This window comes from Neisseria sp. HMSC070F02 (assembly GCF_001814225.1).
GTDB classification, from domain to species: Bacteria; Pseudomonadota; Gammaproteobacteria; order Burkholderiales; family Neisseriaceae; genus Neisseria; species Neisseria meningitidis.
Map to the genome: position 1 here is coordinate 1 of NZ_KV815429.1, position 10,717 is coordinate 10,717.

The 10,717-nt window shown below is 51.0% G+C and carries 11 protein-coding genes and 1 pseudogene; 8 read left to right on the plus strand and 4 right to left on the minus strand.

Translation table 11 applies throughout. The features are described 5' to 3' along the window. Together HMPREF2959_RS13225 and HMPREF2959_RS13230 are read left to right on the plus strand one after the other, a co-directional pair. Positions 1 to 273, plus strand: a pseudogene (locus HMPREF2959_RS13225) (hypothetical protein); the annotation flags it as partial. A 92-nt stretch (positions 274 to 365) separates the two neighbouring features. Next, complete coding sequence (locus HMPREF2959_RS13230; RefSeq protein WP_143726455.1) at positions 366 to 611, plus strand: hypothetical protein; 246 nt, start codon at positions 366 to 368, stop codon at positions 609 to 611. A gap of 664 nt (positions 612 to 1,275) precedes the next feature. On the opposite strand, the gene trmB is transcribed toward HMPREF2959_RS13230, so the two are convergent. The 4 genes from trmB to HMPREF2959_RS05575 all read right to left on the minus strand — a co-directional run bounded on the left by trmB (position 1,276) and on the right by HMPREF2959_RS05575 (position 7,904). Next, the gene (trmB, locus tag HMPREF2959_RS05560) at positions 1,276 to 1,992 is read right to left on the minus strand and encodes a tRNA (guanosine(46)-N7)-methyltransferase TrmB (protein ID WP_002243587.1); all 717 of its coding nucleotides are present in this window, start codon (positions 1,990 to 1,992) and stop codon (positions 1,276 to 1,278) included. A gap of 121 nt (positions 1,993 to 2,113) precedes the next feature. Beyond that, a complete protein-coding gene (locus HMPREF2959_RS05565) occupies positions 2,114 to 3,517 on the minus strand; it encodes a tetratricopeptide repeat protein (protein WP_002243586.1) in 1,404 nt (467 codons plus the stop codon). A 274-nt stretch (positions 3,518 to 3,791) separates the two neighbouring features. After that, a complete protein-coding gene (gene uvrC, locus HMPREF2959_RS05570; RefSeq protein ID WP_002229553.1) occupies positions 3,792 to 5,678 on the minus strand; it encodes an excinuclease ABC subunit UvrC in 1,887 nt (628 codons plus the stop codon). Positions 5,679 to 5,741: 63 nt separating this feature from the next. Continuing rightward, complete coding sequence (locus HMPREF2959_RS05575) at positions 5,742 to 7,904, minus strand: heavy metal translocating P-type ATPase (RefSeq protein ID WP_002243585.1); 2,163 nt, start codon at positions 7,902 to 7,904, stop codon at positions 5,742 to 5,744. Positions 7,905 to 8,042: 138 nt separating this feature from the next. On the opposite strand from HMPREF2959_RS05575, the gene trxB reads away from it, so the two are divergent. The 6 genes from trxB to HMPREF2959_RS05605 all read left to right on the plus strand — a co-directional run bounded on the left by trxB (position 8,043) and on the right by HMPREF2959_RS05605 (position 10,647). Next, entirely contained in the window at positions 8,043 to 8,993 is a 951-nt protein-coding gene (gene trxB, locus HMPREF2959_RS05580; protein ID WP_002213296.1) for a thioredoxin-disulfide reductase, read from the plus strand. A gap of 155 nt (positions 8,994 to 9,148) precedes the next feature. Further along, complete coding sequence (rpsF, locus tag HMPREF2959_RS05585; protein ID WP_002213302.1) at positions 9,149 to 9,517, plus strand: 30S ribosomal protein S6; 369 nt, start codon at positions 9,149 to 9,151, stop codon at positions 9,515 to 9,517. Then, on the plus strand, positions 9,518 to 9,820 hold the full coding sequence (priB, locus tag HMPREF2959_RS05590) for a primosomal replication protein N (protein ID WP_025461272.1): 303 nt from the start codon (positions 9,518 to 9,520) through the stop codon (positions 9,818 to 9,820). Between the two features lie 6 nt (positions 9,821 to 9,826). Then, complete coding sequence (gene rpsR, locus HMPREF2959_RS05595; RefSeq protein WP_002213306.1) at positions 9,827 to 10,057, plus strand: 30S ribosomal protein S18; 231 nt, start codon at positions 9,827 to 9,829, stop codon at positions 10,055 to 10,057. Between the two features lie 16 nt (positions 10,058 to 10,073). Next, on the plus strand, positions 10,074 to 10,526 hold the full coding sequence (rplI, locus tag HMPREF2959_RS05600; RefSeq protein ID WP_002213307.1) for a 50S ribosomal protein L9: 453 nt from the start codon (positions 10,074 to 10,076) through the stop codon (positions 10,524 to 10,526). Positions 10,527 to 10,539: 13 nt separating this feature from the next. Next, positions 10,540 to 10,647, plus strand: a complete 108-nt coding sequence (locus tag HMPREF2959_RS05605; RefSeq protein WP_019273865.1) for a hypothetical protein — start codon at positions 10,540 to 10,542, stop codon at positions 10,645 to 10,647. Positions 10,648 to 10,717 lie beyond the last annotated feature (70 nt).

Sequence of the window (10,717 nt, forward strand, 5' to 3'; positions counted from 1 at the left end):
AGGGAAAGTTGCACTTCAAATGCGAATCCGCCATATCTTGAAATAGATCCCAAAACTATATCTGAATCTAATGTAGCTAATTATGTACTTTTTCCTAATCCTGAGCAAATTACAAAAGAGTTTTGTAGTTCAAAAATTGATGATGATTTAATGCTTGATGAGGAATTTATCCCTATTGAGATTATTGGAGAAAATGAACTTATACCATGTGGGTATTTGGATTTTGATATCGAATATTGGAGTAATTATTTGTTTTCAGAAAAAAACCAATAGAAAATGAAATTCTTTTAGTATGCGGGTTCCCTTTTTCAGATAATGAAATAGATTATACTGATGATGGTGAGATTAAAAAAGTATCGCATCAAGTGCATATATATGCTGGTAAATGTAAAAAAGACGATATAGGCTTTTTTGTTGAAAAAGAAGATAAAAATGTTTCATTTGATTGTAATGGTGTTAGTGGTGGAATTGTGATGAGAATGATAGATGGACACAGTGAGTGGGTTGGAATTGCTGTTAGGGCAAATAATGACATCATTCGTTTTATTCCTTATTATCTCGTAGCGAAATCAATAATCCAGAATATCTTAAATAGAAATCAACAAGCGTAGGTCGGATACTTGTATCCGACAAAACCTTCAACATTCCCGTCGTTGCAATCCATTGCAGCTATGTCCGAAATGTCGGATTCGAAAATCCGACCTACAAAATCATTCCGAGCATAACACTATGAAATAACGTCGTTTTTACCGCAATGACGGCACTTACTTTTTTACGGTTGCAACCAATAAACGGCAGCAAGCGTAGGGTGGGCACTTGTTGCCCACGCGTTTATCTCCGAAAGGCAGCAACTGTAGGTCGGATACTTGTATCCAACAAACCTTTAACATTCTCGTTGTTGCAATCCATTGCAGCAATGCCCAAAATGTCGGATTCGAGAATCCGACCTACAAAATCATTCCGAACATAATACTATGAAATACCGTCGTTTTACCGCAATGGCGGCACTTACTTTTTTACGGTTGTAACCAGCAAGCCGTAGCCTACATCACACCAACCGCGTGCGTAGCTATCACATACTACCTGCGGGCGGCACAAACTTTAAAACCGATGTGCAGGTTAAAACCTACAAGGATGCGTGCGGTACACACGCGTTTTGCTGTTCGCACCATTGCTTTGAACTTTATATCGAAACATCACTCGCTGCTTTATCTTGAAAAAATGCCGTCTGTAAGCAAACGTGCTTCAGACGGCATTTTTTTATCCGGCGGTCTGTTATCCGATCCGTTTGAATACCAAGTCCCAAACGCCGTGCCCGAGGCGTTTGCCGCGCGCTTCGAATTTGGTTTCGGGGCGGTAGTCCGGGGTGGGGGCGTAGTCTGCCGCCGTATTTTGCAGGCTGTCGAAGCTACTGAGGACTTCAAGCATCTGCTGTGCATATTCTTCCCAGTCTGTCGCCAGGTGGATATAGCCGCCGGTTTTGAGTTTGGGCAGCAGTTTGGCGATGAAGGGGGCTTGTATCAGACGGCGTTTGTGGTGGCGTTTTTTGTGCCACGGGTCGGGGAAGAATATGTGGATGCCGTCGAGCGAGCCGTCTTGCAGCATATTTTCGACGACTTCTACGGCATCGTGCCGCATCACGCGGATGTTTTCCAAATGGTTTTCGTTGATGAGTTTGAGCAGGTTGCCTACGCCGGGACCGTGTACGTCGATGGCGAGGAAGTCGGTTTCGGGCAGGCGGCGGGCGATTTCTGCGGTTGCCGTCCCCATACCGAAGCCTATTTCGAGAATTTTGGGGCGGCTGCTTCCGAAACGGGCATCGAGATCGGCCGGTGTTGCTTGGTAGTCGATGCCGAAGCTGTCCCATAAGGTATCGATGGCGCGTTGCTGCGCGGCGGTCATATGGCTTTGGCGGAGGACGAAGCTGCGGATGCTGCGGGGATGTTCGGCTTGCCAGTTGTTTTGTGTTTGGTTTTCGGCGGTGTCTGTCATAATGCTTTCGTGCGCTTGTGCAATCAGGATGCCGTCTGAATGTGAAATGCCTGTTCGGACGGCGGGAAGGGAAAGGGGCGATTATACCTGTTTCGTTTTTGCGGGGTAAATGTACCAGTGTTCAGACGGCATTTTGCCACTGTTGCAACAGTTCTTGCAGAAAGCTTTTTTGCCCGTATCCGTTGTTTATGGCTTCTTGCAGGTAGCGGCAGGCTTTTTCTTTGTCCGGCTCGACGCCGTGTCCGTTGTAATGGATGCAGGCGAGGTTATAAAGTGCCATGCTGTCTTTTTGCGCGGCGGCTTTTTCAAACCATTTGCGTGCTTCATTGTAGTCGGCGGTCATACCCTGTCCGAAGTAATACATGCTGCCCAGATTGGTTTGGGCTTTGCTGTGTCCGAGTTCTGCGGCTTCTGTGTAGAGTTTGAGCGCCGCCGCGTATTCGGGCGCGCATTGTAATCCGTAATGCAGGGCTTGGGCTTTTTGATAAAGCTGTTCTGCCCTTTGCCGCCTAATGGCGGAATCTTTGATGCCACCATATTGCTCGGGATGGTTTAACGCACTGTCGGATATGAGTTTCTGATAGGCGGTAAGGCTGCCGGCTTCGGCTGCCTGCCGGTAATAATGCCGGGCTTTTTCCGTATCGGGGGCTATGCCCAAACCGTAGCGGCAGATGTCGCCCAGTATCCGCAAACCTTCGGGATGGCGTTCGGCGGCGGCTGCTTCGGCGTGATGCAGGGCAAGTTTGTAGTTTCTTTCCGGATGCTTGCCTTGCAGGTAGATGTCGGCAAGTGCGGCATGGGCATCGGGGTCATTTTCCTGTGCCGCCTGTTGAAACTGGTAAACGGCTTCATCGGGAGCCGTAGGTAGGATGAGCTCGGCAAGCGGGGTGTAGGCGGGAATGTATCCTTGTTGTGCGGCGGCGCGCAAATGATTGATAGCTTGGGTCGTGTCGGTTGGTGTACCTTGTCCGAAACGGTATTGAAGGCCGAGCTGCCATTGTGCCGCCGCCAAGCCTTGTGCTGCAGCCTCGCGGTAGAGAAGGTGTGCCGTTTCAAAATCCGGTGGCGTACCGTACTGGCAGTATTGGGCAAGCAGATATTGTCCGTGGGGGTTGTTGTTTTTTGCGGTCGTTTTTGCCCATTTCAGGGCTTCTTCAAAATGTCGGGACGCATACAGAAGGTACATCAGGCGGACTTGTGCTTCGGGCAGTCCTTCCTCTGCCAACGGTCTGTAAAGCGGTATCAGGGTTTCCGGGCGCGCGCCTTCTAATTCTTGGATATATGCCAGATTGTAACGCGCGTAGGGATGTCCCTGTTCGGCGGCGATGCGGAGCATTTCCATACCTTGTTCGCGGTCTTGGTAGGGGCTGTCCGCGTCCATCAGGTGTTTTGCCAACTCGAATGCGGCGGCGGGATGACCTGCCGAGGCCGCTTCTGTCAGCAGTCGGCGGACTTCGGTAAAGTTATATTGTTTTTGAGACAGGCGTTCTAAGGCCTGCCGATAGGGTAAGTCGGGATTGTTCATATCAGATCGTTTTCCGTTTTGTCGAATCATCGTTATTGTGTTATGAAGTTAGGTTTATAGTGGATTAACAAAAATCAGGACAAGGCGACCGAAGCCGCAGACAGTACAGATAGTACGGAACCGATTCACTTGGTGCTTAGCACCTTTAGAGAATCGTTCTCTTCGAGCTAGGGCGAGGCAACGCCGTACTGGTTTAAATTTAATCCACTATATATCGGTATACCGACCTGCTGTATCATATTTTTTACAGACGGATTTTGTCTTTGACAGCATGCTAATGCAGATGATTGTAAATCGTTTCCGCCAATGCCTTGCTGATGCCTTCCACTTTTTCCAAGTCCTCGCGGCTGGCGGCAATCACGCCGCGCAGACCGCCGAAGCGGGTGAGCAGGGCTTGGCGGCGTTTGCTGCCTACGCCGGGGATGTCGCTTAAGGAGGAGGTAACGCGGGCTTTGTCGCGTTTTTTGCGGTGACCGGTAATGGCGAAACGGTGCGATTCATCGCGTACGGTTTGCAATAGATGCAAGGCCGGGCTGTTGGGCGGCAGGCGGAAGACTTCGCCGGTAAAAGGCAGTATGAGCTCCTCCATACCGGCTTTGCGCTCCGGGCCTTTGGCAATGCCGACCAAAGGGATGTGCAGCCCGAGTTCTTCCCATACCGATACGGCTACGCCGATTTGCCCTTTGCCGCCGTCAATCAACACGGCATCCGGCCATTTGACGGTCTCGCCGTTGGCTTCGGCCTCCTGCATTTTGCCGTAACGGCGCGTCAACACTTCGCGCATGGCGGCGTAGTCGTCGCCGGGTTTGGCGGTCGTGATGTTGTAGCGGCGGTATTGCGAAGGCTGGATGTTTTGCTCATCGTACACAACGCAGGACGCAATAGTGGCTTCGCCTTGTGTGTGGCTGATGTCGAAACATTCAAGGCGGTTGAGGCCGTCTGAATCCATGCCGAGGATTTTTGCCAGTTCATCAATGCGGTGTTGCTGGCTGCTTTGTTGCAGGCGGCGTTGTGCAATCGCCATTTGTGCGTTTTGTTCCGCCATTTTCAACCAGACTTTGCGTTCGCCTATGGTTTTGGTGACAAATTGCATCTGCTTGCCGTGTTCGCCTTCCAAAGCCTCTTTCAGCGCATCGGGAACGGAAAAGTTGCTAATAATGATGTCGGGTTTGCTTTTGCCCAAATAATGTTGGGCGACGAAGGCTTCGGCGTAATCTTGTCCGTTTGGCTCGGGATCGTTTTTGGTGTCGGGGAAAAAGCTTTTATCGCCTACATGCCGTCCGCCGCGTATGCTGACCCAGTGTACGCAGACGAGGCCGTCTGAAACGGCGAGCGCGAGCAGGTCGATGTCGTTGGGGTTGTTCGGGTTTTTGCTGTCGATGAACTGGTTGCTCTGCATAATGCCGAGTGCTTGGATTTGGTCGCGGTAGCGGGCGGCTTCTTCAAATTGCAGATTAGCGGCGGCGGTTTGCATTTTGTGTTGCAGGGTACGCGTCAGTTCGTCGGTTTTGCCATTGAGGAAAGTTGCTGCTTCACGCACGCTGTCGTGATAATCTTCTTCGCTGATATGACCGACACAAGGTGCGGTACAGCGTTTGATTTGGTAAAGCAGACAAGGACGGTCGCGGTGCTCGAATACACTGTCTTCGCAGGTACGCAGCATAAAGACTTTTTGCAACACTTGAATACTGTCGCGCACGGCGTTGCTGTTGGGATACGGGCCGAAATATTGATTTGGCTTTTTCAGTGTGCCGCGGTAATACGCCATTTGCGGATATTGATGGCCACTGAGCATCAAATAAGGATAGCTTTTGTCATCGCGGAAAAGAATATTGTATTTCGGCGACAGAGCTTTAATGAAGTTGTTTTCGAGAATCAGTGCTTCGGCTTCGGAACGCGTGATGGTGGTTTCGATATGATGCACCTGTTTTACCATCAATGCGATGCGCGGCGAATGGTCGTTTTTTTGGAAATAGCCGGACACGCGCCGCTTGAGGTTGACCGCTTTGCCGACGTATAAGACTTTGCCGCCTTCGTCAAAAAAACGGTACACGCCCGGCAGCTTGGGCAGGTTTTTGAGGAAGAGCGGGATGTCGAATTGTTCCGGAGAACGGTTTTCTGTATTCATATCAATCATTTGAAAAACGGCTTCAGACGGCATATTACCATATCGCTGGAGGCAGCCTTATCCGTTCGGACAAGGCTGCAGGGCGGTTACATGCTGCTAATCGATTTTTACCCGTTTCAGGCGCAAGGCGTTGCTCAACACGGAAACCGAGCTTGCCGCCATTGCCGCGCCTGCGATGACAGGGTTTAAAAAACCGAGCGCGGCAAGCGGAATGCCCAAAATATTGTAGAAGAAGGCGAAAAACAGGTTTTGCTTGATGTTTCTCAACGTCGCCCGCGATACCGATAGGGCATCGGCGAGTTGGTTGACCGAATGTTGCATCAGCGTGGCGGATGCGGTGTGTTCGGCAACGTCTGCGCCGCCTTTCATCGCGAAGCTGACGTTGGCGGCGGCGAGTGCGGGCGCGTCGTTGATGCCGTCGCCGACCATCGCCACGGTTTTGCCGGCGGCTTTGAGTTTCTGTACTTCGGCGGCTTTGTCGCGCGGACTCATGTTGCCGAAGGCGTGTGCGATGCCCAGTTGTTTGGCGACATATTCGACCGTACCTTGGTTGTCGCCGCTCATAATATAGACATCGATATTGTGTTTTTTCAGACGGCCTATGGCTTCGGCGGTATCGGCTTTCAATGCGTCAGCAAGTGCGAATGCACCGATAGGTTTGTTATCGACTGAGACTGCAACAATGCTTGCAATGTCCCAAACGCCGTCTGAAAATTTCGGCAAGGTCAGTTCGGCAAATTCGGCTTTGCCTGCTTTCACCAATCCCGCGCCTTCCACTTCGGCAGTAATGCCTGCGCCGACAACGGTTTGCGCGTTTTGTGCGGTAGGAATCTCCAAACCGCGCACTTGGGTGGCGGAAACGATGGCTCGGGCAAGCGGATGGGCGGCGTTTTGTTCGACGGCGGCGGCGATGCGGTACAAAGCATTTTCATCAAAGCCGCTGTCGGGAACGCAATAAACGGCGGCAACCTGCGGCCTGCCTTCGGTCAGCGTGCCGGTTTTGTCCAACACGACGGCATCGACGTGGGCGGCTTCTTCCATTGCTGCCGCGTCTTTAAACCAAATACCGTGTTTCACCGCCTTGCCCATGCCGACCATAATCGCGGCGGGCGTCGCCAGACCGAGCGCGCACGGGCAGGCAATCACCAAAACGGCAACGGCGTGCATCAGCGCAACCGTCCAATCGCTTTTAATCAGCCAAGTAACAATAAAAGTCAACAGCGCAATGCCCACGACAGTTGGCACGAACACCGCCGCCGCCTTGTCCGCCATGCGCGCAATCGGTGCTTTGCTGCCTTGCGCTTCGGATAGCGCGTTCATCATATCGCCGAGCAGGGTTTGGCTGCCGAGTTGGGTGGCGCGGTAAACCACGCTGCCTTCGGTCATCAGTGCACCTGCCAACACTTTGCCGCCTGCCTTTTTCTCTTCAGGGTTGGATTCGCCGGTAAGATGGCTCTCATCCGCCCAGCCGCTGCCGCTTTCGATAATGCCGTCGGCTGCAATGCGTTCACCGTGGTTGGCGCGGATAAGGTCGCCGATTTGTACTTGGTCGATGGGAAGCTGTTTCCATTCGCCATCGCGTTGCACGTTCACTTGGGTCGGTGTAAGTTTCAAAAGCAGGCCCAAGCTGTTCAGGCTGGATTTTTTTGTGCGGTGTTCCAAAAATTTGCCCAGCGACACAAAACCAATCACCATCACGCCCGCTTCAAAATACACGTGCGCCATACCGTGCGCCGTGTGCGGGCTGAAAAACAGCATATAAACGGAATACAGGTAAATCGAGACCGTGCCGATGGTAACGAGTACGTCCATATTCGCCAGCCCGCCTTTAATGCTCGCCCACGCGCTTTTGTAAAATGGCACCGCCAGCCAAAGTTGCACCACACTCGCCAATGCGAACTGCCACAACGGCGGAATCATCCAATCGTGTCTGCCGATCATCATCCCCGCCATGCCGATAAGGAACGGGACGTTGATGGTGAACAGCAGCCACAGCCGCCAGCCGATATGGTGTTCTGCTTCGGGTTGCGGCAATGTATCTTCCGTTTTTTCCTTCGCGCCGTAACCGGTTTTCTCAATGATTTTGGCAATGTCGGCTACTGAGGTTTTGCTGTCGTCAAACACTACCTGCGCCTCTTCGCTGGCGAAGTTTACCCCCGCCGATTCGACAAAATCTTTTTTGTTCAACACTTTTTCAATGCGCGAAGCGCAGGCCTGGCAGGTCATGCCTTCGATTTGGAAACGGATTTTTTGTTGCATAAGCGTGATTCCTGCTTTGATATTCAGACGGCAGTTAAGGCTGCGGGATGCCGTCTGAGCGCCGGTATGGTCGAAATTTCTCAAACGCGCCGATAATTCGAGTAGAATCCGAAAACTTGACACAGCAAAGGAAAAACAATGTCCCAACACCGCAAACTGATTATTTTGGGTTCCGGCCCCGCCGGATACACCGCCGCCGTCTATGCCGCGCGCGCCAATTTAAACCCCGTCATTATTACAGGTATCGCGCAAGGCGGGCAACTGATGACCACCACCGAAGTGGACAACTGGCCTGCCGATGCCGACGGCGTGCAAGGGCCGGAATTGATGGCGCGGTTTCTCGCCCACGCCGAACGTTTCGGAACGGAAATCATTTTTGACCAAATCAACGCCGTCGATCTGCAAAAACGCCCGTTTACACTCAAAGGCGATATGGGCGAGTACACTTGCGATGCCCTGATTGTCGCAACAGGCGCGTCCGCCAAATACCTCGGTTTGCCGAGTGAGGAAGCGTTTGCAGGAAAAGGCGTTTCCGCTTGTGCCACCTGCGACGGTTTCTTCTACAAAAACCAAGATGTTGCCGTAGTTGGCGGCGGCAATACGGCAGTTGAGGAAGCACTCTACCTTGCCAATATCGCCAAAACCGTTACGCTGATTCACCGCCGCAGCGAGTTCCGTGCCGAAAAAATCATGATTGACAAACTGATGAAACGCGTGGAAGAGGGCAAAATCATCCTCAAGCTGGAAAGCAATCTGCAAGAAGTACTGGGCGACGATCGGGGCGTAAACGGCGCATTATTAAAAAACAACGACGGTTCTGAGCAACAAATTGCCGTCAGCGGCATCTTTATCGCCATCGGGCACAAGCCGAATACCGATATTTTCAAAGGTCAGTTGGAAATGGACGAAGCCGGTTACCTGAAAACCAAAGGCGGCACGGCGGACAATGTCGGCGCAACCAATATCGAAGGCGTATGGGCGGCGGGCGACGTAAAAGACCATACCTACCGTCAGGCAATTACCAGCGCGGCTTCCGGCTGTCAGGCGGCTTTGGACGCGGAACGCTGGCTGGGCAGCCAAAACATTTGAATGCCGTCTGAAACCGAAATTTTCGGCGGAATGCAAGTTTTTCGCACCAAATCCTTGATTCCGTCGGCAAACCCCAATATAATGCCCGTTCTTTGAACCTTGCCTTCTGCTTTCGCATGGCAGAAGGCTGTTTTTACCATCCATAAGGAGATAACATGCGTCATTACGAGATCGTGTTTATCGTTCATCCTGATCAAAGCGAGCAAGTGCCCGCTATGGTTGAACGTTACAAAACCATGATTGCTGAAGCAAACGGTAAGATTCACCGTTTGGAAGATTGGGGTCGCCGCCAACTGGCTTACCCGATTAACAAAATCCATAAAGCCCATTACGTTTTGATGAACATCGAAACCACTCCCGAAGTGGTTGAAGAGCTGGAAACCGCATTCCGCTTCAATGATGCCGTATTGCGCCATCTAACCATCAAAACCAAACACGCCGTTACCGAAGCATCCCCTATGTTGGGTGGTGAAAAGGCTAAGAACCTGTTGAGCGGTGCGTCTGAAGAAGCGGTCGCCCAATAATTGGGATTCAATAATCTTGTTTCGCTTGCCGCGTTAATTGAAAAGGTTTTCCCTATTCGATATACGCCTGCCGGAATCCCTGTTTTAGATATTATTTTAAAGCACGAATCGTGGCAGGAGGAAAACGGGCAGCAATGCCTTGTCCAATTGGAAATTCCGGCACGGATTTTAGGCAGGCAGGCGGAAGAGTGGCAGCATCGGCAAGGTGTATATGTTCACGTCGAAGGTTTTTTAGCTCAAAAAAGCAGACGTTCCCTTATGCCGATGCTCAGGATACAAAATATTCAAGAATATAAAGGTTAAACGACAATGGCTCGTCAATCATTCAAACGTAGAAAATTCTGCCGTTTCACGGCTGAAAAAATCCAAGAAGTCGATTACAAACAAGTTGATTTGCTGAAAGACTTTATCTCTGAAAACGGTAAAATCATTCCTGCACGCATTACAGGGACGAAGGCATTCTACCAACGCCAATTGGCTGTTGCCGTAAAACGCGCACGCTTCCTGGCTCTGCTGCCTTACACCGACCAACACAAATAATTTTGGAGATTGAATCATGCAAATTATTCTGTTAGAAAAAATCGGCGGTCTGGGCAACTTGGGCGACATCGTAACCGTTAAAAACGGCTACGCCCGCAACTTTCTAATTCCCGCAGGTAAGGCAAAACGTGCGACCGAAGCGAATATGAAAGAGTTTGAAGCACGCCGTGCCGAATTGGAAGCCAAACAGGCTGAAATTTTGGCAGATGCCCGAGTCCGTCAGGAAAAATTGGACGGTCAAACCGTTACCGTTGCTCAAAAAGCCGGTGTGGACGGCCGCCTGTTCGGTTCCGTTACCAATGCCGACATTGCTGCTGCAATCGTTGCTGCCGGCATCGAAGCCGTGAAAGCAAATGTACGTCTGCCGAACGGTCCTCTGAAAGCCGTTGGCGAGTACGAAGTGGAAGTGGCTTTGCACACTGATGCCGTTGCTAAAATTACCGTTGCCGTCGTTGCCGCAACCGAGTAATTGAAATTATCAGATGCCGTCTGAAACCCTGCCGATTGTCGGAATGTGGTTTCAGACGGTATTTGTTTTGTTTTCCGTATATTCTGCAAAAATCGGGATGGTTGTTTTTATAGTGGATTAAATTTAAACCAGTACAGCGTACCTGGCTTCAATATACTCAATAGGATAGGTCTCTTCCTAACCGAAAAAAT

What these genes read in the sequence shown, in the direction of transcription:
- trmB (WP_002243587.1), bottom strand. Translation starts at nt 1,992, where the DNA reads ATGACAGACACCGCCGAAAACCAAACACAAAACAACTGGCAAGCCGAA.
- HMPREF2959_RS05565 (WP_002243586.1), bottom strand. Translation starts at nt 3,517, where the DNA reads ATGAACAATCCCGACTTACCCTATCGGCAGGCCTTAGAACGCCTGTCT.
- uvrC (WP_002229553.1), bottom strand. Translation starts at nt 5,678, where the DNA reads ATGCCGTCTGAAGCCGTTTTTCAAATGATTGATATGAATACAGAAAAC.
- HMPREF2959_RS05575 (WP_002243585.1), bottom strand. Translation starts at nt 7,904, where the DNA reads ATGCAACAAAAAATCCGTTTCCAAATCGAAGGCATGACCTGCCAGGCC.
- trxB (WP_002213296.1), top strand. Translation starts at nt 8,043, where the DNA reads ATGTCCCAACACCGCAAACTGATTATTTTGGGTTCCGGCCCCGCCGGA.
- rpsF (WP_002213302.1), top strand. Translation starts at nt 9,149, where the DNA reads ATGCGTCATTACGAGATCGTGTTTATCGTTCATCCTGATCAAAGCGAG.
- rpsR (WP_002213306.1), top strand. Translation starts at nt 9,827, where the DNA reads ATGGCTCGTCAATCATTCAAACGTAGAAAATTCTGCCGTTTCACGGCT.
- rplI (WP_002213307.1), top strand. Translation starts at nt 10,074, where the DNA reads ATGCAAATTATTCTGTTAGAAAAAATCGGCGGTCTGGGCAACTTGGGC.
- HMPREF2959_RS05605 (WP_019273865.1), top strand. Translation starts at nt 10,540, where the DNA reads ATGCCGTCTGAAACCCTGCCGATTGTCGGAATGTGGTTTCAGACGGTA.